Origin of the sequence: Streptomyces sp. NPDC088810, assembly GCF_044750305.1 — a bacterium.
In the GTDB taxonomy this organism is placed as follows: domain Bacteria; phylum Actinomycetota; class Actinomycetes; order Streptomycetales; family Streptomycetaceae; genus Streptomyces.
This window is the reverse complement of the sequence record NZ_JBIVJQ010000002.1, coordinates 855,979-880,408: the sequence shown is the minus strand read 5'-3', so window position 1 is coordinate 880,408 and position 24,430 is coordinate 855,979. Positions and strand designations below refer to the sequence as shown.

Genomic DNA, 24,430 nt, shown 5'->3' with positions numbered 1-24,430 from the left:
TTTCGGTCGCCCGTCGGGTGGGGGTACGGGCCTCAGGCGGAGGCCAGGGGGACGGCCGCGCTCAGCACGGCCCGCGCCGCCTCGGCCGGCCGGGTGCGCAGGAAGTAGTGGCCCCCGTCGGCCAGTTCGTGCAGGTCGACCTGCTCGGCCAGGAGCAGCCAGTCGCGGTGGCGGTCGGCGTGGCCCGCCGTGTGCGGGTCGTCGGCGGCGACGACCACCGAGACCGGCGCGGACAGCCGCACCGGCGGCGGGTTCTCCAGGACCGCCTGGAACCAGTGGTGGGCGCGGACGCAGTCGTGCCGGTAGGCGGCTCCGATGTGCTCGGCGTGCCGCTCGTCGAGTTCGGCGAGTTCCGTGTAGCCGCTGTCCGCGGTCAGCCGCGCCGCGATCTCCGCGTCGCTCAGGCCCGTCAGGTCGGCGACGGCGGCGCTGCGCTCGGCGGCGGTGCCGAGCAGCTGCGCGCCGAGGAACACCCGTGTCACCCGCACACCCCGCTCCTGGAGCCTGCGGGCCGTCTCCAGGGCCGGTGCGGCGCCCGACGAGTGGCCCCACAGCATGACCCGGGCCATCCCGCGCGCCGTGATCTCGCCGGCGACCTGGCCGGCCACCTCCTCGATCGACGCGAACGGTTCACGGTGGGCCGCCAGGTCGTGGCCGGGCAGGTCCACCGCGAGGACCGCGAGGCCGCTGCCCGCCAACGCGGCCGCCATCGGCCGGTAGTTGACGGCGTTGCCGCCCGCGTACGGGAAGCACACCAGCGCGCACTCCGGCGTACCGCCCGCGTCCGACAGGGGCTGGAGCAGCTCCGGGCGCCGCCGGCCGGCGCCGTCGAGGAGGGCGGCCAGGTCGGCGAGGACCGGGTGCCGGGTGATGTCCTTCAGGGAGACGGCCCGGTCGAGCGCGATGCTGAGCTTCACGGCCGTCAGGGAGGTGCCGCCGGAGTCGAAGAAGTGGTCCTTCGGGCCGATCCGGTGCTCGGGCACGCCCAGCAGCTCGGCCCAGGCCGCCGCCAGCCGCCGCTCGGCCGGGCTGAGCGCCTCCCGCTCGCTGCCGTCCCGCTCCGCGCCGCCCCGGCCCGGGGCCGCCCCGGTGTCGGCGGCCTGCTCGGTCAGCGCCTTGCGGTCGATCTTGCCGTTGGCGGTCAGCGGAAGGCTCTCCCGCCAGTGGAAGGCCGCGGGAACCATGTAGGCGGGCAGCGCCGCCGCGAGCGCCTCGCGCAGCACCTCCGGTTCGAGACGCCGGCCGGTGTGGAAGGCGATCAGCTGCGTGTTCCCGCCGCCCCGCTCGGCCACGACCACCGCGCCGTCCCGCACCCCGTCCACCCGCAGCAAAGTGTTCTCGATCTCGCCGATCTCGATGCGGAAGCCGCGGATCTTGACCTGGCTGTCCCGGCGGCCGAGGAACTCCAGCTTGCCGCCGGGGTGCCAGCGGCCCCAGTCACCGCCCAGGTACAGCCGCTCCCCGGGCCGGTACGGGTCGGTGCGGTAGGCCTCCCTGGTCCGCTCGGGGTCGTTGACGTAACCCCGGCCCACACAGACACCGGAGAACGCGATCAGCCCCGGGGCGCCCAGCGGCACCAGCGACAGCTGCTCGTCCACGACGTAGACGCGCACGTTGTTGACCGCGCGTCCCAGCAGCACCCGGTCCGGCACGCCGTCCAGGACCTCGTGGTTGGTGTCGTCGGACGTCTCGGTCAGCCCGTAGGCGTTGAGCAGCCGGATGCCCGGCTGGAGCGCGAACCAGCGCTGGACCAGCTCCCGTTTCAGCGCCTCGCCGGTCACCGACACCCACCGCAGGTCCGGCAGGTCCCGGGGGTGCTGTTCCAGGTACGAGACCACGACCTCCAGGTAGGAGGGCACCAGCTGGGTCACGGTGACCCGGCCCCGCACCAGCGTGTCGAGGAACCGCTCCACGTCCACGACCACGTCCTGGCCGACCAGCACGGTCCGCCCGCCGACCAGCAGGGCGGACACCAGCTGCCACAGCGAGATGTCGAAGCACTGCGGGGCCGTCTGCGCCACCACGGCCCCCTCGCCGATCCCCAGGTCGTCGATCTTGGCGTGGAGGTGGTTGAGCAGGCCCGCGTGCTCGCACATCGCGCCCTTCGGCTCGCCGGTGGAGCCGGAGGTGAAGTAGATGTACGCCAGCTGACCGGGGTCCACCCGCACGCCGGGGTCGTCGTCGGCGTGCGGTTCCGCGTACGCCGTCTCCACCGGCAGCTTCTCGGTTCCGGGTACGTCGGCCAGCGCCTGGTCGAGGGTCCCGGTGCTGCCCGATTCGGTGAGCACCAGCCGGCAGCCGGACCGCGACAACGTTGCCGCGATACGGCCGGCCGGGAAGTGCGGCTCGATCGGCAGGTAGACCCCGCCCGCCTTGAACACCGCCAGCGTCGCCGCCAGCCAGTCGAGGTTCCGCTCGGTGACGACGGCGACCACGTCCTCCCGGCCCAGCCCGCGGGCCAGCAGCGCCCGCGCCAGCCGGTTGGCGCGCGCGTTCAGCTCCGCGTACGTCCACACCTGCTCGCCGTGCACCGCGGCCACCGCCTGCGGATGCGCCCGTACCCGCCGCTCGAACAGCTCGTGCGCGCGGGCGTCCGGCAGCGGCCGGTGCGGTCCCGCCAGCCCTTCCAGCTGCTCGCGCACCTCCTCGGCCGACAGCAGGCTCTGCTGCGCGTGCTCGGCGTCCGGATCGGCCGCCATCAGCCGCAGCGCCTTCAGGTGGTAGCCGCCGATCCGTGCCGCGCTCCCGGCGTCCAGCGCGTCCGTGCGGTACCGCAGGCGCAGCAGCAGCCGTCCGCCCCGGTCGCACCAGCGCACGTGCAGCACCCCGTCCTCGGCGTGGGCCTCCTCGGCGCCCATGGGACCGAACACCACCTCGTACGCCGGCTCGGTCACCCCCAGCTCCCGGGCCAGGCCGGCCACCGGGAACTCCCGGTGGGCCAGTAGCGCCGTCTCGGCGCGCTCGGCGGCCGCCACCAGCGCCCGCCAGGACCCCGGGGGCACGGTCAGGCGGCACGGCAGCGGCTCGCCGCGCACCCCGGCGGTGTACCCCGTCACCAGCTCCCGCTCGCCGGACAACGCGGACAGCACCTTGGCGTGCGCCGCCAGCAGCACCGCGCTGACCGGCAGCCCCGACCGGCGGACCAGCCTGCGTACCGAGGCCGCCACGTCGTCCGGGACCGCCGTCTCCTGCTCGGCCGCTCCCGGCTCCGGCGCCGGGGCCCACCGGGGTACGGCGGTGGCACCACCGGCGGTCAGCACCCGGCTCCAGAACTCCCGGTCCGTCTCCACGCGCGTGTCCATGGGATGGCCTTCCTCAACTCGTGGCAGCCGCGGGGGCGTCGGTCGTGCGCAGGGCCCGGCCGGGGCCGCCCGCCTCGGGCATGTCCACGGCCGGATTGCCGCCCCAGTGCGCGTTCGGGGGGACTTCCTCGCCCTTCATCAGGAAGGAATCGGCCGCCAGCACCGCGTCGTCGCCCATCGTCACGCCGTAGTGCACATGGGCGCCGACGCCCAGCGTGCAGCGCGCGCCGAGCGTGGTGCCGTCGGACTTGAACGTGCCGTCCTCCTGGGAGTGGCACTGGATCTTGCTTCCGGCGTTGAGGGTGCAGTCGTCACCGACGGTGGCCAGGGTGCGTTCGGTCATGTAGCAGCCGTCGTCGAACACCCGGCGGCCGATGCGCACCCCCAGCAGCCTCCAGACCAGGGCCTTGAAAGGAGTGCCGTTGAAGATGTTGAGATACTCGGTCGGCATTTTCCACACGCGCTCGTGCCACCAGAAAATCGGGTGGTAGATGGAACACAATTGGGGAGTGAGTCCGCGGAACGACGTCAGGCAGCGTTCCACGAGGATGTAATACGCGGTGGAGAACGCGAGCGTCACGGCCAGATACAGGGCGATCACCACGTGCCCGACCGCGCCGTACAGGTCCACGGAGACAAGTCCGAACAGGGTGAGCGCGAAGACGTGGAGCCAGCGCACGCCCAGCATCAGGGCCATCGTGCGCAGGTTGTAGCGGTTCTTCGCGGTGAGATGGCGGCGCAGTTCGTCGCCTTTCCGGAGATGGTCGAACCGGGCGTCCCGGTCCACCGAGCGGGGAATCTCGAAACACGGTGAACCGAGCAGTCCCACGCCTTCCCGTACCTCGCCGTCGAGGGGAATCATCACCTTGGTGGCGAGAAGGCAGTTCTCGCCCGTCCTGCCACCCGCGGGATAGGCGATGTTGTTGCCCAGAAAATTGCGCGGCCCGATCGAAACCCGGGACAACCGGAAGGACGTACTGGAGTAATCGGCGTTGATGACGGAGAGTCCGTCGGCCACCATTGTTCCGCTGCCGACCGTGACCATGAACGGGGTTTCGTGCTGCACCTCGGTGCCGAAATTGGAGCCGGTCTGCTCCACCCGTGTCAGGTCGTAGCCGAGCCCGCGGAGATAATGCACGATGTACGAACTGTCGCCGAAGAGCCACGCGAAGAACTTGACGTTCGTCATGCGCGCCGCCGCCCGGTGCAGGCTGTAGTGGAACCCGTAGAGCGGATAAACCCGGTCGGGTTTGACGAACAGACCCAGCAGACGGGGAACGGTGTACAGGGCGACGAGGCCCAGGACGAGGAAGCCGGAGAACAGGGCCAGGGAGACGCCGAGCGCGTCCGGGATCAGTTCCGGCCGGGTCAGCACCGCCGTCTGCGGATCGAGTCGCTTGCCGATCGCCGGGATCCCGGTGAACACCATGTACACCCCGCCGAGGGCGAGCGGCAGGTACAGGAAGAGCGTCTGCAGCAGCGTGAGACCACCGAAGCAGGCCCGGCGCACGGTGCCGCACCTGGCCGGCGCGACCCGCAGGTAGTCGACCTCGGTGGGCTCCGCCGGGGAGCCGTGCCAGTGCTCGCCGTCCGGTACCGCCTGACCGCTGTGCAGCGCGGAGGCATGGCCCAGCTGTGCACCGTCGCCCAGTGAGGTGTCGATGTCCAGAACGGTCTTCTCGCCGACGTACACGTCCCGGCCCAGCGTCACCCGGCCGGTCTGGATCCGGCCCGCGTGGGCCCGGTAGCAGAGGAAGAACGACTCCTTGCGGATCACCGTCCCGGCGCCGATCGTCACCAGGTCGGTGCAGACCGGGACGGAGCGGGAGAGGATCGTGACGCCCTTGCCGATCCGCGCACCCAGGACGCGCAGATACAGCACGTACAGGGGGGTCCCGACGAAGAGCACCATCGGATTGGCGTGCAGCAGCACCTTCACGAACCAGAATCGCAGATACGCCGCCCCCCAGATGGGGAACTCGCCCGGTTTCCAGCGGCCGACGAGCAGCCATTTCGCGAGGACCGGAAAGATACACAGGGCGATGAAACCGATGCCGCCGAACAGCAGCGACCGCACATAGATGCCGACGAACCCGGAACCGGCGGCGATCCACTCGTACCCGCGGGCGGTGACGAATCCTGACGCGAGGGAATACACGAGGAAGATGAGCAGCTGGGCCGTCCCGCACAGCAGATGCCGGGCGCGGCTCGTGCGCGTCACGGGAGCGGCCGGAGCCGGGGGTGCCGGCGACGGTACGGCCGTATCGGCGGCAGCGGCCTGTACGAGGGCCGCCGTCAGGCTCCGGATCGTGGGATGCCGGTAAATGTCCCGCATGGACGGCGAGGGGAGATCCGGGTTCTTCCGCAGGCGCGCACAGAACTGGGCCATCACCAGGGAATTCGCGCCGAGGTCGTTGAAGAAGTGACTCTCCGCTGGAATGTCATCGGACCCGGTGACCTCGGCCAGTGTCTCCGCCAGTTTCCGTTCGGTCTGCACCATGTCGGACCCGGCGCCTTTCAGGGTGAGGGCAGGTTCGTCTGGCCGGGGTATGGGGACCTCGGAGGACTGCTCCACCATTACATCTCCTGAGGACGTACGGATCGCCGATGGCCGGCCGGGCGGCTCCTGTTCGGAAACGGCCGGTTTTCAGTGTGGCCAGGCACACAGCAGGCTGCCACTTCGCATCGATCCGCACGCACGCTCAAAAAGCCCGACGGCTCTCTGTCCCTTGGCATCCGCACCGGGTCCGGGCCCGCCACGGCTCACCCGAACGGCGGCCCCCCACACCGGGGGCGGGCCCCTCTGCACCGGCAGGAACGGGCTGGGCCGGCCGTGCCAGGAGATGCGCAGGGCGTGCCGGGTATGGGGGGCGGCGACGAAGCGCCGGCTGCGGCTCTTGTGCAGCTAGCGCTGACCGTCCTGGGCGAGGGGCGCCGTGGTGATGCCGTGCCGGGTCTCCGGGTGATCTTCGCGCGCCACTGCTTGAGGGCGTCGGCGAGCCGCGCGATCTCGTCGCAGCGGGGGTCTCACGCGCCGGGCACCCCCTGTGCTCCGGGCTGGCGGCCACGGCCGCGTCGAGCCGCTGCTGGAAACAGGCGTGCGCCTCCCGCATCTCCCGCTCGCGGTCGGCCATCGGCGGAGCGAGGGACCCAGGGCAGGTCGCCCACCTGGAGGTCGAAGCCGCCGGCCTCCCCGGTGAACCGACGACAGCAGCCCCTCCAGGTCGGTGCCCGCGCCCGCCACCACGGGGACCGTGGCGTACTCCGCGTCTGTGCCGTCCAGCAGCCTCACCTTGTCCAGCGGCCAGGACCACAGCGCGCACCGGACGTCCATGACCTGCTCCTGCTTGAACCGCCAGTACGGGGAGCCCTCCGCCTCGAACAGGTCCTCGAAGACCTGCTCCTTGGTCATCGGAAGGCTCCGGTCGGCGTTCTCCTTGCCGCGCCCCAGGAAGGCGCACTCCGCCGTGTCCTCCGCCCGGTCGGTGCCCCAGACGTCGATGGGGCCGGCGATCTCCCGCTCGCTCAGCTCCATTCGCTGGGCGACGAGCGTCCACACGAACTCGCCCCGGTCTGCCGCCGCCTGGAGCCGGCCGAGCTGGCTGCCCTTGCCGCCGGTGGTTCCCGGCTTGGCCTGGAGGCTCTTCTTCCACTCCTTGAGCCGTTCGGCCTGCGGCCCGGCGAGCTGGTCGATAGCTTCTTCGCGTCGCCGCTCGCCCCCGCGGCCGCTCCCCAGCCCGGCGCCGGCAGCAGGAACTGGTGGACGGCCCCCTCGGGCAGCGGCTGGGGCGCGCCGTCCTCGGGCGCACGGAACGGCAGCTTCGTCGGCGTCCTCGCGCCGATGGTCCGCTCGCTGTTGACACGGTCGGCCTCGTGCACCTAACGCCGGGCGCCCATCAGCGAGTTGCCGCGCAGCAGGTGCAGCCCGAACAGGGCGCGCGCATCCCGGGGTGCATGGTGTTCAGCCAGAGCGGGAGCTCGGCGAGTTCGAGGCCGGTGGCGTTGAGGCCGATGCCGTAGGCGTTGTACAGGGCGATGTCCGGTATGCGGGCCGTCGCCGCCCTGATCAAGGAACGCCAGGGCTGAAGGTGTCAGTGGGTCTTCCTCACGGGTGTGAGCGACGGCCGATCCCGCACCAGCGCATCGAGCGGTGCCGGCTCACCAGCCCCGGCCGGCATCGTCACGAGGAACAGCGCGCCAGGTCAATGGTGTTCGTGGCGGCCACTCTTCGAGCGCCCACCGGGCCAGTCGACGCGATGATCGGGCACGGACGACCGGGGTAAGCGGGGCTCCGGCCGCAAGCCCCAGAAACGTCCCAGAGGCGCCGCCACCTCCCGTCCCACCTCACGTCCAGGCAGCTCAGCAGGGGTGTGACGGCGCTCTTTCGGAAGATCCTCAGATGTCCCGGAAGATCTCGATCTGCGCGCCGATCGAGTTCAGGCGTTCGGCGAGGTCCTCGTAACCGCGGTTGATGACGTACACGTTGCGCAGTACCGACGTGCCCTCGGCCGCCATCATCGCCAACAGGACGACCACCGCGGGGCGCAGGGCCGGCGGGCACATCATCTCGGCGGCGCGCCAGCGGGTCGGGCCCTCGACCAGGACCCGGTGCGGGTCGAGGAGCTGGAGCCGGCCGCCGAGGCGGTTGAGGTCGGTCAGGTAGATGGCGCGGTTGTCGTAGACCCAGTCGTGGATGAGGGTCTTGCCCTGCGCGGTGGCCGCGATGGCCGCGAAGAACGGGACGTTGTCGATGTTCAGGCCCGGGAAGGGCATGGGGTGGATCTTGTCGATCGGCGCCTCCAGCTTGGAGGGGCGGACCGTGAGATCGACCAGGCGGGTCCGGCCGTTGTCCGCGCAGTACTCCGGCGACCGGTCGTGGTCCAGGCCCATCTCCTCCAGGACCGCCAGCTCGATCTCCAGGAACTCGATGGGGACGCGGCGGACGGTCAGTTCGGACTCCGTCACCACCGCGGCGGCCAGCAGGCTCATCGCCTCGACCGGGTCCTCGGAGGGGGAGTAGTCGACGTCGACGTCGATGTTGGGCACGCCGTGCACGGTGAGCGTGGTCGTGCCGATGCCCTCCACCGTGACGCCCAGCGCCTCCAGGAAGAAGCACAGGTCCTGCACCATGTAGTTGGAGGAGGCGTTGCGGATGACGGTCACGCCGTCGTGGCGGGCGGCGGCCAGCAGGGCGTTCTCCGTCACCGTGTCGCCGCGTTCCGTCAGGACGATCGGGCGGTCGGGGCGGACCGAGCGGTCGACCCGGGCGTGGTACTGGCCCTCGGTGGCCGCGATGTCCAGACCGAACCGGCGCAGCGCGATCATGTGCGGCTCGATGGTCCGCGTGCCCAGGTCGCAGCCGCCGGCGTAGGGCAGCTTGAAGTGGTCCATGCGGTGCAGCAGCGGGCCGAGGAACATGATGATCGAGCGGGTGCGGACGGCCGCCTCCGCGTCGATCGAGGCCATCTCCAGCTCGGCGGGCGGGACGAGTTCGAGGTCGACGCCGTCATTGATCCAGCGGGTGCGCACGCCGATGGAGTTGAGCACCTCCAGCAGGCGGTACACCTCCTCGATCCGCGCCACCCGGCGCAGCACCGTGCGCCCCTTGTTCAGCAGCGAGGCGCACAGCAGGGCCACGCAGGCGTTCTTGCTGGTCTTGACGTCGATGGCGCCGGACAGACGGCGGCCGCCGACCACACGCAGATGCATCGGACCCGCGTAGCCCAGCGACACGATCTCGCTGTCCAGGGCTTCACCGATTCGGGCGATCATCTCAAGGCTGATGTTCTGGTTGCCGCGCTCGATGCGGTTGACGGCGCTCTGGCTGGTTCCGAGAGCCTCCGCGAGCTGCGTCTGTGTCCAGCCCCGGTGCTGCCGGGCGTCACGGATGAGCTTGCCGATGCGTACGAGGTAGTCGTCTGACATGAGGTTGAGGTTATCTCAGATATGAGATGGCGCCCGTTGGGGGGTCCGTTCGGGTGACGCCCGCGCCGACGGGGCCGTGACGGTACGTCAACAGTGCTGGTGGGAAGGCGTATGGCACCCGAAAGATCGGGCAAATCCACTGATGTCGTACGACATGCCGCTCAACTCGGTTACCCCGCCCGGCGTATCAGGAACCCCCGGACGCGTGTCCCCCTCTCCTCCTCTGAAAGGGGGACACACATGAACATCAGGATGCGGCACCTCCCGGTCGCCGTCGCGCTCGTGTTCTGCTCCGTGCTGACCTCGTGCGGCACGGAGCGTGCGGGCGAACCGGCGGCCGGCGCGTCCGCGGCGGGATCGTCCGCGACGGAGGAGACGAGCGACGACCAGTGCCAGGGCGAGGACACGGCCGACGACGACCGGGAAATCCCGGACACCACGAGTGACGACCAAGGGGATGGCGGCCCGGATCTCACGAGCGATGACCAAGGGGATGGCGGCCCGGATCTCACGAGCGATGACCAGGGGGATGGTGGCCCGGATCTCACGAGTGACGACCAGGGGGATGGTGGCCCGGATCTCACGAGTGACGACCAGGGGGGTGGCGGTCCAGACCTCACCACCGACGACCAGGGTGACGGCGGTCCGGACACCACGACCGACGACCCGGGCCCGCCCTGCGGGGCGACGGCCGGCCCGCACCGCTGGTTCCCCATGGCCCGCGACTTCCGGGCGTACCTGAAGGCGGACGGCCGGAAGGCGGACGCCGCCATGGCCGGCCACGTGCTGAGCGTCTACGTCCGCAACCCCGAGGGCACCGACCGTACGGAGGCCTGGGTCCGGGTGACCTACGGGGTGATGGAGCAGGAGGACGCCGACCGCACGGCCAAGGCGTTCGCCCGCTGGCGGTCCTCCGTCTACGGCGACCACGGGCACGTGGGCGTCACCGGACCGGCCAAGACCGACGCCGAAGCGGACTGGTAGGCGGTGGGGCATGACCATCCAGCGCCCATGTACTAGAGTTATCTCGACATCGAGATATCTGCCGAGGCGCACCGTAGCCCGCCACTCCAGTAAGGCATGCCTAACTTAGCCTGACCTCACTGGTTCGGCCAAGCCGGCGTGGCGGCACGATTGACGGTGGTACGCGCACATCAATGAAGGAGACTGTCGTGTCGGCGAACAGCTTCGACGCCCGCAGCACGCTGCAGGTGGGCGACGAGTCGTACGAGATCTTCCGGCTGGACAAGGTGGAGGGCTCGGCCCGCCTGCCGTACAGCCTCAAGGTCCTGCTGGAGAACCTGCTCCGCACGGAGGACGGCGCGAACATCACCGCCGACCACATCCGCGCCCTCGGCGGCTGGGACTCCCAGGCCCAGCCCAGCCAGGAGATCCAGTTCACGCCGGCTCGCGTGATCATGCAGGACTTCACCGGCGTGCCCTGTGTCGTGGACCTCGCGACCATGCGGGAGGCCGTGAAGGAGCTGGGCGGCGACCCGGCCAAGATCAACCCGCTGGCGCCGGCCGAGCTGGTCATCGACCACTCCGTCATCGCCGACAAGTTCGGCACGAACGACGCCTTCAGGCAGAACGTCGAGCTGGAGTACGGCCGCAACAAGGAGCGCTACCAGTTCCTGCGCTGGGGCCAGACCGCCTTCGACGAGTTCAAGGTCGTCCCCCCGGGCACCGGCATCGTCCACCAGGTGAACATCGAGCACCTGGCCCGGGTCGTGATGGTCCGCGACGGCAAGGCCTACCCGGACACCCTGGTCGGCACCGACTCGCACACCACCATGGTCAACGGCCTCGGCGTCCTCGGCTGGGGCGTCGGCGGCATCGAGGCCGAGGCCGCCATGCTCGGCCAGCCGGTCTCCATGCTCATCCCGCGCGTCGTCGGCTTCAAGCTCACCGGCGAGCTGCAGCCCGGCACCACCGCCACCGACCTCGTGCTCACCATCACCGAGATGCTCCGCAAGCACGGTGTGGTCGGCAAGTTCGTCGAGTTCTACGGTGAGGGCGTCGCCGCCACCTCGCTCGCCAACCGCGCCACCATCGGCAACATGTCGCCGGAGTTCGGCTCCACCGCCGCGATCTTCCCGATCGACGACGAGACCCTGAACTACCTGCGCCTGACCGGCCGCTCCGAGCAGCAGGTCGCCCTGGTCGAGGCCTACGCCAAGCAGCAGGGCCTGTGGCTGGACCCGAAGGCCGAGCCGGACTTCTCCGAGAAGCTCGAGCTGGACCTGTCCACGGTCGTCCCGTCCATCGCCGGCCCGAAGCGCCCGCAGGACCGCATCGTCCTCGCCGAGGCCGCACAGCAGTTCGCCAAGGACGTCCTCAACTACGTCGAGGCGCCCGTCGCGCAGACCCCGGACGCCGCCGCCTCCCCGGTCGACGAGGCCAGCGCCGAGTCCTTCCCGGCCTCCGACGCCCCGGCCTACGGCCACCAGGAGAACGGCGCCGGCGCCCCGCAGCACGGTGAGGGCACGGGCGCCGTCCCGTCCAACCCGGTCACCGTGACCGCCCCCGACGGCACGTCGTACGAGCTGGACCACGGTGCGGTGACGGTCGCGGCCATCACCTCCTGCACCAACACCTCCAACCCGTACGTCATGGTCGCCGCCGCCCTGGTGGCCAAGAAGGCGGTCGAGAAGGGCCTGACCCGCAAGCCGTGGGTCAAGACCACTCTCGCCCCGGGCTCCAAGGTCGTCACCGACTACTTCGAGAAGGCGGGTCTGACCCCGTACCTCGACAAGGTCGGCTTCAACCTCGTCGGCTACGGCTGCACCACCTGCATCGGCAACTCCGGCCCGCTGCCGGAGGAGGTCTCCAAGGCCGTCAACGACAACGACCTCGCGGTCACCTCGGTCCTCTCCGGCAACCGGAACTTCGAGGGCCGCATCAACCCCGACGTCAAGATGAACTACCTGGCGTCCCCGCCGCTGGTCGTCGCGTACGCCCTCGCGGGCTCCATGAAGGTGGACATCACCCGTGACGCCCTGGGCACCGACCAGGACGGCAACGAGGTCTTCCTGAAGGACATCTGGCCGTCCGAGGCCGAGGTCAACGAGGTCGTCGCCAACGCCATCGGCGAGGACATGTTCTCCAAGTCCTACCGGGACGTCTTCGCCGGCGACGCCCAGTGGCAGTCCCTCCCGGTCCCGACCGGCAACACCTTCGAGTGGGACGCCGAGTCCACCTACGTCCGCAAGCCCCCGTACTTCGAGGGCATGGGCATGGAGCCGGCCCCGGTGGAGGACATCGCCGGCGCCCGCGTGCTCGCCAAGCTGGGCGACTCGGTCACCACCGACCACATCTCCCCGGCCGGTGCGATCAAGGCCGACACCCCGGCCGGCAAGTACCTCACCGAGCACGGTGTGGAGCGTCGTGACTTCAACAGCTACGGCTCGCGCCGCGGCAACCACGAGGTCATGATCCGCGGTACGTTCGCCAACATCCGCCTGCGCAACCAGATCGCGCCGGGCACCGAGGGCGGCTACACGCGTGACTTCACGCAGGAGGGCGGCCCGGTCTCCTTCATCTACGACGCCTCGCAGAACTACCAGGCCGCCGGGATCCCGCTGGTCGTCCTGGCCGGCAAGGAGTACGGCTCCGGTTCGTCCCGCGACTGGGCGGCCAAGGGCACCGCGCTCCTCGGCGTCAAGGCCGTCATCGCCGAGTCGTACGAGCGCATCCACCGCTCGAACCTCATCGGCATGGGCGTCCTGCCGCTGCAGTTCCCGGAGGGTGCCTCGGCCGAGTCCCTCGGTCTGACCGGCGAGGAGACCTTCTCCATCACCGGCGTCACCGAGCTGAACGACGGCACCACGCCGCGCACGGTCAAGGTCACCACCGACACCGGTGTCGAGTTCGACGCGGTCGTCCGCATCGACACCCCCGGTGAGGCCGACTACTACCGCAACGGCGGCATCATGCAGTACGTGCTGCGCAACCTGATCCGCAAGTAAGCGGCAGCGCCCAGCAGCCGAGGGCCGCATCCCCGACACCGGGGGTGCGGCCCTCGGCCGACGGCACGCCGAGCCGGGCCGTACCGAGTCCACGGCCGCCCTCCCGCGGCGGACCCGGACCCCACCGCCCCCGCGCCAACACAGCGAGCCGCCTTCCCCGCGGCGGGACCGGCCCCGGATCGGCCCCCCGGCCGTCTTGCGACCGGCTTCGTGCCGGTGCTGCGGCCGGACCGGGCCCTCGCCGTCCCGAGACCCCCGCGTCGCTACCGCAGCCGCGACCGGCCCCCGCCGTCCCGCGAGCGGCCCCGCGTCGGCACCGCAGCCGGACCGGACCTCCCGTCGTCCCGTGAGTGGTCCCCGCGTCGGTATCGCGGCCGGGACCGGGCCCCCGCCGTCCTCTGAGCGGCCTCCGCGCCGGTACTGCGGTCGGACCGGCCCCGGATGGGACCCCCGGGCCGTCTTGCGACCGGCTCCGTGCCGGTACTGCGGCCGGACCGGACCGCTGCCGTCCCGAGACCCCCCGCGTCGGCACCGCAGGCCGGGACCGGGCCCCCGCCGTTCTGTTTGTGGTCTCCGCGTCGGCACCGCAGCCGGACCGGACCTCCCGTCGTCCCGTGAGTGGTCCCCGCGTCGGTATCGCGGCCGGGACCGGGCCCCCGCCGTTCCCCTGAGCGGCCTCCGCGCCGACACTGCGGCCGGACCGGCCCCGGATGGGACCCCCCGGCCGTCTTGCGACCGGCTCCGTGCCGGTACTGCGGCCGGACCGCACCCCTGCCGTCCCGAGCCCCCCGCGTCGGCACCGCAGCCGCGACCGGGCACCGACCGTTCCGTGAGTGGTCTCCGCGTCGGTACCGCAGGCCGCGACCGGACCCCCGTCGTCCCGCGCCGGCACCGCGGCCGGATTGGATCCCGTCGTCCCGTGAGCGGCCTCACCGTCGGGGCCGCCCCCGGGGCTCCTCAGTCGCTCAGCAGCTTCGAGAGGTCCGGTATTGCCAGTTCCGCCCAGATCACCTTGCCGTGCGGGGTGTACCGGGTGCCCCAGCGCTCGGCCAGCTGTGAGACCAGGAACAGGCCCCGGCCGCCCTCGTCGGTCGTCGCGGCGTACCGCAGGTGCGGCGAGGTGCTGCTGCCGTCGGCCACCTCGCAGATCAGCGTGCGGTCGTTGATCAGCCGGACGTGGACCGGGTCGGAGCCGTACCGGATGGCGTTGGTGATCAGCTCGCTCAGCACGAGTTCCATGCCGAAGCCCAGCTCGGACAGCCCCCACTCGGCCAGCTGGGCGGAGACCGCGCCGCGCATCCCCGACACGGCGGCCGGATCGCGCGGCACGTCCCAGTCGGCGACCCGGTCGGCCGGCAGCACCCGGGTGCGCGCGACGAGCAGCGCGACGTCGTCCCCGGGCCGCTCGGGCAGCAGCTGCTCCAGCACCGCCCGGCAGCTCTCCTCCGGCGACCGGCCGGGATGGCCGGCCAGGGCCCGGCGCAGCAGCTCCATGCCCTCGTCCAGGTCCCGCGTACGGTCCTCGATCAGACCGTCGGTGTACAGGACGAGCTGGCTGCCCTCGGCCAGCTCCATCTCGGCCGTGCGGAACGGCAGGCCGCCCAGGCCCAGCGGCGGCCCGGCCGGCAGCTCGGGGAAGGTGACGCTGCCGTCGGGGTGGACCAGCGCGGGCGCCGGATGCCCGGCCCGGGCCATGACACACCGGCGCGTCACCGGGTCGTAGATCGCGTACAGGCAGGTGGCGCCGACGATCTGCCCGGCCGTCTCGGGGCAGGCCTCGTCCTGGTCGAGGCGGCCGACCAGGTCGTCCAGATGCTGGAGCAGTTCGTCCGGCGGCAGGTCCAGGGTGGTGAAGTTGTGCACCGCGGTCCGCAGCCGGCCCATCGTCGCGGCGGCGTGCAGACCGTGCCCCACCACGTCGCCGACGGCCAGCGCCACCCGGCCGCCCGGCAGCGGGATCACGTCGAACCAGTCGCCGCTCACCCCCGACTGCGCCGGCAGATAGCGGTAGCCGACGTCCAGCGCGCTCTGCTCGGGCAGCGCCCGGGGCAGCAGACTGCGCTGCAGGGTGACCGCGAGGGCGTGCTCGCGGGTGTAGCGGCGGGCGTTGTCGATGCTGACCGCGGCCCGGGCCACCAGCTCCTCCGCCAGGGACAGCTCGTCCACGTCGAACGGCTCCCGTTTGGAGCGCCAGAAGTTGGCCATGCCCAGCACGACACCGCGCGCCCGGATGGGCGCGGAGATGAGCGAGTGGATCCCGAAGTCCAGGATCTGCCGGGTCCGCTCCGGGTCCTGGGCCCGCCAGCCCTCGGCGGCCGCCAGGTCGGTCACCAGCTCCGAGCGGCCGGCGCCGTAACTGCGGGCCTGCGGGGTGGAGGGCAGGAAGTCGATCAGCCGGCCCTGCTCGTAGAGCGGGTGGTCGTCCCGGATACCGGTGACGGCGACCCGCCGCATGTCCGTGGCCGTCGGAGCCGGCTCCTCGCCGTGCAGGACGGCATCGGCCAGGTCGACGGTGATGAAGTCGGCGAACCGCGGGACGGCGACCCGCGCCAGCTCGTCGGCGGTGCGCATCACGTCCAGCGTGCTGCCGATGCACAGGCCCGCGTCGTACAGCAGCTCCAGCCGCTCCCGGGCGGTCTCGGCGCGGCCGGACACCGCCTGCAGCTCGGTGGAGTCGCGCAGCGTCACGACGGTGCCGCCGGGTCCGCCGGCGCGGTCGGTGGGCCGCTGGTTGACCGCCAGCAGGCGGCCCTTGGCGAAGTGCAGCTCGTCGCTGGCCGGCCGCCCGGAGGCGAGCAGCTCCATCGTCGCCGGGTCCAGATCCGGCAGCTCCCGCACCACGCGTCCCTCGGCGTCGGCGGGCAGCTCCAGCAGGCGCCGGGCCTCGTCGTTGACGAGCAGCAGCCGGCCGTCGGCCCCGATGATGAGCACGCCCTCCCGAACCGAGTGCAGCACGGTGTCGTGGTGCTGGTACATGCGGCTCATCTCGTCCGGCGCCAGGCTGTGCGTCTGCCGCCGCAGCCGGCGCCCCACCAGGGCCGTGCCGCCGGTCGACACCAGGAGCGCGCCGGCCCCGGCGGCCAGGATGATCGGCAGCTGCCGGTCCAGCTCACTGGTGACGTTCTTGACCTTCAGCCCGGCGGAGACCAGCGCGACCACCCTGCCGCGGCTGTCGTCCACGGGCACGATGGCCTGCACCTCGTGGCCCAGCGGGCCGTGCACGCTCTCGGTGTACACCTTGCCGGCCAGCGACGGCTCGATGGTGCCCACGAACCGTCGGCCGATCTTGCCGGGCAGCGGATGGGTGTAGCGGATGCCGTGGGTGTCCATGACCACGATGAAGTCGACCCCCGCGGACTTGCGCCCGGCCTCGGCCAGCGGCTGCAGGATCCGGGACGGCTCGGGGGACCGCAGCGCCTCGAGCAGGCCCGGGGCGTGGGCGAAGGTCTGCGCCACGGCGATGGACCGGTGCCTGGCCTCGGCGGTGGTGTCCCGCTTCGACTGCAGGACGAGAGCGAGGACGGCGCACAGGACGAGCAGCACCACCAGCGCGACCTGGAGCAGGAAGACCTGTCCGGCGACGCTCCGGGGAATCTTGCCGATCACAGTGCGCCATGTGAGACGCCTGTATCGGACAGATGCGTCCGACATGACCGTATTTGTAGCACTGGTGTTTTCTGCGTGGCTATGGTCCGTCCACGGGGTGGACACATCCGGACCGGCACCGGCGGGCCCAGCGGCCCGCCCGCGCCCCCGCGCCGCCGCACCGCGCCGGGGGGTCATGGTGGCCCGCTGACCGCTACGTGCGCGGGCCGCAGCAGCCGGTCTCCGATCCGGTAGCCGGCGCGCAGGACCTCCGCGCAGACCAGCCGCTCGGCGCCCGGGGCCGCATGGTGCACCACCGCCTCGTGGCGCGCCGGGTCGAACGGCTCGCCCTCCTCCCCGAACGCCTGGAGCCCCAGTGAGCCCAGCTGCGTGCGCAGTGTGTCGGCGATGTCCTTCAGACCGGGCGTGAGGGGCTCGTGCGCGCACGCCCGGTCCACGGCGTCCACCACCGGCAGCAGCGCGGTCAGCACGTTGGCGACGGCGATCTCGCGCACGGCCATGCGGTCCCGCCGCACCCGCTTGCGGTAGTTGTCGTACTCCGCCTTGACCCTCTGCAGATCGGCGGTGCGCTCCTGGAGCAGGCGCTCCACCTCACCCGTGCTCGGCGTCCGCGCCCCGTCCATGGTCAGCCCGCCTCCGGCTTGTCGTCGTCGACGATCTCGGCGTCCACCACCTCGTCGTCCCCGCCGGAGGCCGTCGTGCCGCCGGAGGCCGTCGTGCCGCCGGCACCGGGCTGCGCGGCCTGCTCGGTCCGCGACCGCTCGTACAGCGCCGTACCGATCTTCTGCGCGGCCTGCGCGGCATGGTCGAGGGCCTGCCGGATCGCCGCCGTGTCCTCCGACTTGAGCTTCTCCTTCAGCTCGGCCAGCGCCGTCTCGGTCTCGGACTTCGCGTCGGCCGGGATCCTGTCCGCGTTGTCCTTGATCAGCTTCTCGGTGGAGTACACGAGCTGTTCGGCCTGGTTGCGCGTCTCCGCGGCCTCCCGGCGGTTGCGGTCCTCCTCCGCGTGCTGCTCCGCCTCCCGGACCATCCGGTCGATGTCGTCCCGGGGCAGCGCCGAACCACCGGTCACCGTCATCTTCTGTTCCTTGCCGGTGCCGAGGTCCTTCGCCGAGACGTGCATGATGCCGTTGGCGTCGATGTCGAAGGCCACCTCGATCTGCGGCACCCCGCGCGGGGCGGGCGCGATGCCGGTCAGCTCGAACATGCCGAGCTTCTTGTTGTACGCGGCGATCTCCCGCTCGCCCTGGTAGACCTGCACGGTCACCGAGGGCTGGTTGTCCTCGGCCGTCGTGAAGATCTCCGAACGCCGGGTCGGGATCGTGGTGTTGCGCTCGATCAGCTTGGTCATGATGCCGCCCTTGGTCTCGATGCCGAGGGACAGCGGGGTGACGTCGAGCAGCAGGACGTCCTTGACCTCGCCCTTGAGCACACCGGCCTGCAGGGAGGCGCCGACGGCCACCACCTCGTCCGGGTTGACGCCCTTGTGCGGCTCCTTGCCCGTCAGCTCCTTCACCAGCTCCGTCACGGCCGGCATCCGCGTCGAACCGCCCACCATGACCACGTGGTCGATGTCGGAGATCTTGATCCCGGCGTCCTTGACCGCGTTGTGGAACGGTGCCTTGCAGCGCTCCAGCAGATCCGCCGTCAGCTGCTGGAACTGGGCCCGCGTCAGCTTCTCGTCCAGGTGCAGCGGACCCTCCGCGGACGCGGTGATGTACGGCAGGTTGATCGAGGTCTCGCTGGACGACGACAGCTCGATCTTCGCCCGCTCCGCCGCCTCCCGCAGCCGCTGCACGGCCATCTTGTCCTTGGCCAGGTCGACGCCGTAGTTGTTCTTGAACTGCTGGACCAGGTGGTCCACGACCCGCTGGTCCCAGTCGTCGCCGCCGAGGCGGGTGTCGCCGTTGGTGGCCTTCACCTCGATGACGCCCTCGCCCATCTCCAGCAGCGACACGTCGAAGGTGCCGCCGCCCAGGTCGAAGACGAGGACCGTCTGGTCGTTCTCCTTGTCCAGCCCGTACGCCAGCGCCGCCGCCGTCGGCTCGTTGATGATCCGCAGGACGTTCAGGCCCGCGATCTCACCGGCCTCCTTGGTGGCCTGCCGCTGGGCGTCGTCGAAGTAGGCGGGCACGGTGATCACCGCGTCGGTGACGTCCTCGCCGAGGTACGCCTCCGCGTCCCGCTTCAGCTTCTGCAGCACGCGCGCGGAGATCTCCTGCGCCGTGTACCGCTTGCCGTCGATGTCCCCCTGGTCGGGGAACCGCCAGGCGTGGTCGCCCACGTGCCGCTTGACCGAGCGCGCGGTGCGCTCCACGTTCGTCACTGCCTGCCGCTTGGCGACCTCGCCGACCAGCACCTCGCCGTTCTTGGCGAAGGCCACGACCGACGGTGTGGTCCGTGCGCCTTCCGTGTTCGTGATGACCGTGGGCTCGCCGCCCTCCAGGACCGAGACCACCGAGTTCGTCGTACCGAGGTCGATACCGACCGGACGCGCCATCTGCGTTCTCCCTCCTCGTCCTCACCCCGTGCGCCGCACGTGTGACCCACCGGGTTCCCAGTGCACCGGCCCTGCGCGCAGCGGCGGCTCGGGAGCCGTGACGCCCAGTACGACGAGGTACCGGCGGAGCGGCCGGCCCGTCCCGCCGGCCGGGCGGTCCGACCGCTCGTACGCCTGGTCGTAGGCCGCGCGCCGCACCGGGTCGCGCAGCGTCTCGTACGCCGCCCGCACCTCACCGAACCGGGCGGCGGTGACCGCGTCGACCCGGGTGTCGGGGCGCAGCTCCCGGGCCCTGCGGCGGAAGGCCGAGGTGATCGCCCCGACCGCGGCCGAGGGCGGTACGCCCAGCACGGCGTACAGGTCCGGCTCCTCCATCCGGGTCACCTCCTCACCCGCGACCAGCCGTGACTCCGGACCCGGCTTACCTCACCTTCGGAATAAAACTTGAGTTGACCCTTGTCAAGCGTGCCTCCGGCCCACCCGGTCGCCGGTCCTGCCTCGCACGGGCGTTAACACCTACGGTGCCGGGCACCAGCTTCCAGGACAACGGGTGAGAGCGCTCCCACCCGCCACTCCTTCCCCGGATGCACCCAGCCTCCATGGAGGTCCTCGAGTGTCATGTCTATGACGACCAAGCCCCTTCCCTCCTGTTGATCGCCCTGGCCCTGCTCACCGCCCTGCCCGCCCTCGGCCTCATGCTCGCCGCCGGCGGCCCGGCCTCGGCCCACGGCACTCCCGTGAAGCCGGGCAGCCGTACCTTCCTGTGCTGGCAGGACGCGCTCACCGACACCGGCGAGATCACGGCCGTCAACCGGCCTGCAAGGCGGCCCAGCAGACCGGCGGGACCACGCCGTTCTACAACTGGTTCTCGGTGCTCCGCTCCGACGGCGTCGGCCGCACCCGCGGCTTCGTGCCGGACGGCCGGTTGTGCAGCGGTGGCAATCCCAACCTCACGGGCTTCGACCTGGCCCGGGACGACTGGCCGGTGACCCACCTGACCGCGGGCGCCACGGTCGGCTTCTCCTGCAACGCCACTACTCCTGGTCCGGCACCCTCCCGGCGGGCAAGTCGGGGCGGCACATCATCCACATGGTGTGGCAGCGCTCGGACCGCGCGGAGACCTTCTACTCCTGCTCCGACGTCGTGTTCGACGGCGGCAACGGAAAGGTGACCGGCGTCCACGACCCCGGCAACCCCGCCGAGCCGCCGCCCGGCACCTGCACCGCCCCCGGCGCCCGACCGGCAGCTGGCCCGGCGGCTACCAGTCCGAGGTGACGGTGACCAGCAGCGGTGACGTGCCGATGCTCGGCTGGATGGTCGACTGGACCCTGCCGGGCGGCCGGCAGGTGGCCGACCTCCGGAACGGCAACGCCACCTACACCGGACAGGACGTCATGGTTCACAACGCCGGCTGGAACGGCTCGTTGAGCCCGGGTCGGTCGGCGACGTTCGGCTACACCGTCCAGGGCGACGGCGGCGACAGCGCCACCGCCCTCGCGTGTCAGGTCGGTTGAGCCGCTCTGGGCGGACCCGGTGGCTGTGCGCACCGGGTCCGCGAGCCGGGCAGGTGAGGGGGGTGGGTTACCTGCCCGGAGGGAAATGGCCTGCGAAGTGCGTGGCTTGTGCGGCGACTGGCCGCGCGACATCGTTGTCATATGGTCTGTACATGACTCTACCGCCTGAACCGACAACGATGTCAAGCCACTTGGTTAGCCCGACCGGGTGATACCGGCGCGCGCCCGACGGCGCGTACGCGGTCTTCCGTGGTACCGGTGGCACACGCTACTGTCCCTGCGGCTTGTGCGACCTGTGGTGCGCGACCCGTCCGTTAGGAGGAAGGGCCGCGTCATGCGTTTGAGACCCGCGTCCCTGCTGCTGGCCGCGCTCCTCGCGACCGGCGGCACCGCAACCCCCGCCCTGGCGGCGACCGCCGCTTCCCCCGTCCTCGTCAAGGACCCCACCCCGTACGTCGATCCGCTGATCGGCACCAGGAACGGCGGCGACGTCTTCCCCGGCGCCGTCCTGCCGTTCGGCATGCTCTCCTGGAGCCCGGAGAACACCCGCGGCGACGCGACCAGAACCGCTGCCCCGGGCGGCTACCAGTACGACGCCACCCGCATCCGCGGCTTCAGCCTCACCCACATGTCCGGCACCGGATGCGCGGGCGGCAGCGGTGACATCCCGTTCTTCCCGTACGCCGGCGAGGTCACCTCCTCCCCGGCGAGCGACACCAAGGACGCCGTCTACGCCTCCGACTTCCGGCACGCCGACGAGACCGCCGAGCCCGGCCACTACAGGGCCGGCCTGGCCTCCGGCGTCACCGCCGACCTCACCGCCACCGCGCGCACCGGCTCGGCCCGCTTCACCTACCCGGCCGGCAAGCCCGCCTCCCTGCTCGTGCGCACCGCCAACTCCGAGGTGGGCTCGGCGGACTCGACGATCACGATCGACCCGGACACCCGGACCGTCTCCGGCTCGGTCACCTCCGGCAACTTCTGCGGCTACCTCGACCCCGAGGGCCAACGCGCCTACTACACGCTCTACTTCACCGCCCGCTTCGACCGCGCCTTCCAGGCCACCGGCACCTGGCACGACGACCGGCTCGACCCCGGCTCCCTGGAGACCTCCGGCGGCACCGGCGGCTTCACGCACGGCGGGCGGCCGGTCGCCGGGAAGGGCGCCGGCGGATACGTCCAGTTCGCGCCCGGTGACGGCCCGGTGAACGTCAAGGTCGGCATCTCCTACGTCAGCCGGGAGGCCGCCGCGGCCAACCTGGCCGCCGAGAACCCGCCGGGGCGGTCCTTCGACGCGGTCCGGGAGGCGGCCCGGCGGGCCTGGCGGGAGCGGCTCGGGGCCGTCCGGGTCGGCGGCGGCACGGACGCCGAGCGCACCACCTTCTACACCGCGCTCTACCACGCGCTGCTGCACCCGAACGTCATCAGCGACGCCGACGGCAGGTACCGGGGCGCCGACGGCCGCGTGCACACGGTCGACGGCCGCCGGCAGGCCCAGTACGGCACCTTCTCCGGCTGGGACGTCTACCGGGACCAGGTCCAGCTGCTGACGCTGCTCGACCCGCGCACCGGCTCGGACATCGCGCAGTCCCTGTACGAGCTGGCCCGGCAGAACGGCGGCGTGTGGGACCGCTGGCTGCACGGGGCGAACGGCACCCACGTCATGAACGGCGACCCCTCGCCGACGGCACTGGCCGGCATCCACGCCTTCGGCGGCACGGACTTCGACCTCGAAGGCGCCCTGAAGTCCCTCGTGCGGGCGGCGACCGTCCCGACACCGCAGGACCTGTCCCCGGCCGGCAAACCGGTGCTGTCGGCGGGCCAGCGCCCGTCCCTCGACAAGTACCTCGACCTGCACTACATGCCGTCCGTCTCCAACGCCTGGGGCGGTGCCGCCGAGACCCTGGAGATGTCCACCGCGGACTTCGCGATCTCCCAGCTCGCCCGAGCAGCAGGACAGAAGGACACGGCGGCCCGCTTCACCCGCCGCGCCCAGTGGTGGCAGAACAACTTCAACATCGCGGCCGCGCCGGACGGCGGCTACGTCGCCAACCGCAAGGCCGACGGCAGCTGGGTCACCGGCTTCACGCCGGACACCGGCAACGGGTTCGTCGAGGGATCGGCCGCCCAGTACACCTGGATGGTCCCGCACGACCCGGCGGGCCTCTTCGCCGCGCTGGGCGGCCGGGACAAGGCGCTCGCCCGGCTGGACGACTTCTTCCACGACGCCGACGGCGGCTGGGCCTTCACCGGCCACGGCGGCACCAAGTCCGAACTGGACAACGAGCCGTCGATCAACGTCCCCTACCTGTACGCCTACGCGGGCGCCCCCTACAAGACGCAGCAGACCGTCCGCGCGGCGATGCGGCAGCTGTGGTCCACCGAGCCCGGCGGCATCCCGGGCAACGACGACCTCGGCGCGATGTCCGCCTGGTACGTCTTCTCCGCCCTCGGCATGTACCCGCAGGTGCCGTCCCGCGCCGAACTGGTCCTCGCCTCGCCGCTGTTCGAGCGGATCGAGATCGACCGGCCGCACGGCGACGACATCTCGGTCCGGGCCGCCGGAGCGGCGGCCGACGCGCCGTACGTGCGCTCCCTGAAGGTGAACGGCCGCACCAGCGACCGCCCGTGGCTGCCCGCGTCCTTCGTACGGGACGGCGGCCGGCTCGACTACACCCTGTCCGCCACCCCGGACCGCGGCTGGGGCGCGGACAGCCCGCCGCCCTCCTTCCGGGAGGGCGAACAGCCGTACCAGATCGGTGTCGGGCCCACCACGGCCACCCTCGCCCCCGGTGACCGCACGACGATTGGCATCCGCGCGCTGTCGCTGACCGGCGGCAGCGGTCCCGAGGTGCACTTCCGGGTGCAGACCCCGGCCGGGGTGACGGCCGCGCCCGCCGAGGGCACGGTCACCGACGGCGCCCGGCAGATCACCCTCACCGCCGCCGAGGACGCCGAGCAGGGCTTCGCCGACGTCAAGGTCACGGTGACCTCGGGCGGTTCCTCGTACGAGCAGCCCGTGGCGCTCACCGTGGCCGCACCGGGCACCCTGCTCGCCGCCTACAACAACACCGGGGTCTCCGACGACGACGGCGAGCACGACGAGGCCGACTACGACGGCGGCGGCTGGAGCTACTCCCGGCAGGCGCTCGCGGCGGCCGGCCTCACCCCGGGCGAGCAGGCCACGGCCGACGGCCTCGCCTTCACCTGGCCCGGTTCGCCGGCCGGCCGTCCCGACAACGTCTCGGCGTCCGGCCAGACCATCCGACCGGGCGCCCCGGCGGGCGCGTTGTCCTTCGTCGGCAGCGCGGTCAACGGCAACCAGCAGGCCCGGGCGACCGTCACCTACACCGACGGCACCACCGACACCGTCGACCTGTCCTTCACCGACTGGACCGTGGGCGGCGGAGGCGGCACCGTCCAGTACGGCAACGAGGTCGTCGCCAAGACCGCGTACCGCAACGTCGCCGGCGCCGGCAAGGACCCGGTGGCGACGTACGTCTTCGCCACCAAGCCGTACCGGGCCCCGGCCGGCAAGCAGATCGAGAGCGTCACCCTCCCGCGCAACACGGACCTGCACGTCTTCACCCTCGCGACGGGCTGAGCCCGGACACG

12 protein-coding genes and 1 pseudogene are annotated in these 24,430 nt (G+C 71.6%); 4 read left to right on the top strand and 9 right to left on the bottom strand.

Annotated features, from left to right (window positions below; translation table 11 throughout):
• Positions 1 to 32: 32 nt before the first annotated feature.
• The 5 genes from ACIP4Y_RS10415 to ACIP4Y_RS10395 all read right to left on the bottom strand — a co-directional run bounded on the left by ACIP4Y_RS10415 (position 33) and on the right by ACIP4Y_RS10395 (position 9,227).
• Positions 33 to 3,302: an amino acid adenylation domain-containing protein gene (locus tag ACIP4Y_RS10415; RefSeq protein WP_401390419.1), complete on the bottom strand. Its 3,270-nt coding sequence runs from the start codon at positions 3,300 to 3,302 to the stop codon at positions 33 to 35.
• A gap of 13 nt (positions 3,303 to 3,315) precedes the next feature.
• Positions 3,316 to 5,880, bottom strand: coding sequence for a Pls/PosA family non-ribosomal peptide synthetase (locus ACIP4Y_RS10410; protein ID WP_401390416.1), 2,565 nt, complete (start codon positions 5,878 to 5,880; stop codon positions 3,316 to 3,318).
• 327 nt (positions 5,881 to 6,207) lie between these two features.
• Entirely contained in the window at positions 6,208 to 6,861 is a 654-nt protein-coding gene (locus ACIP4Y_RS10405; RefSeq protein ID WP_401390413.1) for a hypothetical protein, read from the bottom strand.
• Between the two features lie 337 nt (positions 6,862 to 7,198).
• Positions 7,199 to 7,372, bottom strand: a complete 174-nt coding sequence (locus tag ACIP4Y_RS10400; RefSeq protein ID WP_401390410.1) for a hypothetical protein — start codon at positions 7,370 to 7,372, stop codon at positions 7,199 to 7,201.
• Between the two features lie 325 nt (positions 7,373 to 7,697).
• A complete protein-coding gene (locus tag ACIP4Y_RS10395) occupies positions 7,698 to 9,227 on the bottom strand; it encodes a helix-turn-helix domain-containing protein (RefSeq protein WP_401390407.1) in 1,530 nt (509 codons plus the stop codon).
• 240 nt (positions 9,228 to 9,467) lie between these two features.
• On the opposite strand from ACIP4Y_RS10395, the gene ACIP4Y_RS10390 reads away from it, so the two are divergent.
• Positions 9,468 to 10,211, top strand: coding sequence for a hypothetical protein (locus ACIP4Y_RS10390; RefSeq protein WP_401390404.1), 744 nt, complete (start codon positions 9,468 to 9,470; stop codon positions 10,209 to 10,211).
• Between the two features lie 188 nt (positions 10,212 to 10,399).
• Positions 10,400 to 13,195, top strand: coding sequence for an aconitate hydratase (locus tag ACIP4Y_RS10385; protein WP_401390401.1), 2,796 nt, complete (start codon positions 10,400 to 10,402; stop codon positions 13,193 to 13,195).
• Positions 13,196 to 14,152: 957 nt separating this feature from the next.
• Here ACIP4Y_RS10385 and ACIP4Y_RS10380 read toward each other — a convergent pair.
• The 4 genes from ACIP4Y_RS10380 to ACIP4Y_RS10365 form a co-directional block, all read right to left on the bottom strand.
• The gene (locus ACIP4Y_RS10380; RefSeq protein ID WP_401390398.1) at positions 14,153 to 16,846 is read right to left on the bottom strand and encodes a SpoIIE family protein phosphatase; all 2,694 of its coding nucleotides are present in this window, start codon (positions 16,844 to 16,846) and stop codon (positions 14,153 to 14,155) included.
• A 128-nt stretch (positions 16,847 to 16,974) separates the two neighbouring features.
• Positions 16,975 to 17,424 (bottom strand): nucleotide exchange factor GrpE, encoded by a 450-nt coding sequence (gene grpE, locus ACIP4Y_RS10375; RefSeq protein WP_401390395.1) that lies wholly within the window; start codon positions 17,422 to 17,424, stop codon positions 16,975 to 16,977.
• Between the two features lie 2 nt (positions 17,425 to 17,426).
• A complete protein-coding gene (gene dnaK, locus ACIP4Y_RS10370) occupies positions 17,427 to 19,301 on the bottom strand; it encodes a molecular chaperone DnaK (RefSeq protein WP_401390392.1) in 1,875 nt (624 codons plus the stop codon).
• 21 nt (positions 19,302 to 19,322) lie between these two features.
• Positions 19,323 to 19,676 (bottom strand): J domain-containing protein, encoded by a 354-nt coding sequence (locus ACIP4Y_RS10365; protein ID WP_401390389.1) that lies wholly within the window; start codon positions 19,674 to 19,676, stop codon positions 19,323 to 19,325.
• A 224-nt stretch (positions 19,677 to 19,900) separates the two neighbouring features.
• On the opposite strand from ACIP4Y_RS10365, the pseudogene ACIP4Y_RS10360 reads away from it, so the two are divergent.
• Together ACIP4Y_RS10360 and ACIP4Y_RS10355 are read left to right on the top strand one after the other, a co-directional pair.
• A pseudogene (locus tag ACIP4Y_RS10360) lies at positions 19,901 to 20,815 on the top strand (lytic polysaccharide monooxygenase).
• Positions 20,816 to 21,149: 334 nt separating this feature from the next.
• The gene (locus tag ACIP4Y_RS10355; protein ID WP_401390386.1) at positions 21,150 to 24,419 is read left to right on the top strand and encodes a GH92 family glycosyl hydrolase; all 3,270 of its coding nucleotides are present in this window, start codon (positions 21,150 to 21,152) and stop codon (positions 24,417 to 24,419) included.
• Positions 24,420 to 24,430: the final 11 nt, after the last annotated feature.

Excerpts from the sequence above, each read along its gene's own strand:
- ACIP4Y_RS10380 (WP_401390398.1), bottom strand. The coding sequence starts at position 16,846 with ATGTCGGACGCATCTGTCCGATACAGGCGTCTCACATGGCGCACTGTG.
- ACIP4Y_RS10390 (WP_401390404.1), top strand. The coding sequence starts at position 9,468 with ATGAACATCAGGATGCGGCACCTCCCGGTCGCCGTCGCGCTCGTGTTC.
- grpE (WP_401390395.1), bottom strand. The coding sequence starts at position 17,424 with ATGGACGGGGCGCGGACGCCGAGCACGGGTGAGGTGGAGCGCCTGCTC.
- ACIP4Y_RS10410 (WP_401390416.1), bottom strand. The coding sequence starts at position 5,880 with ATGGTGGAGCAGTCCTCCGAGGTCCCCATACCCCGGCCAGACGAACCT.
- ACIP4Y_RS10355 (WP_401390386.1), top strand. The coding sequence starts at position 21,150 with ATGCGTTTGAGACCCGCGTCCCTGCTGCTGGCCGCGCTCCTCGCGACC.
- dnaK (WP_401390392.1), bottom strand. The coding sequence starts at position 19,301 with ATGGCGCGTCCGGTCGGTATCGACCTCGGTACGACGAACTCGGTGGTC.
- ACIP4Y_RS10395 (WP_401390407.1), bottom strand. The coding sequence starts at position 9,227 with ATGTCAGACGACTACCTCGTACGCATCGGCAAGCTCATCCGTGACGCC.
- ACIP4Y_RS10415 (WP_401390419.1), bottom strand. The coding sequence starts at position 3,302 with ATGGACACGCGCGTGGAGACGGACCGGGAGTTCTGGAGCCGGGTGCTG.
- ACIP4Y_RS10365 (WP_401390389.1), bottom strand. The coding sequence starts at position 19,676 with ATGGAGGAGCCGGACCTGTACGCCGTGCTGGGCGTACCGCCCTCGGCC.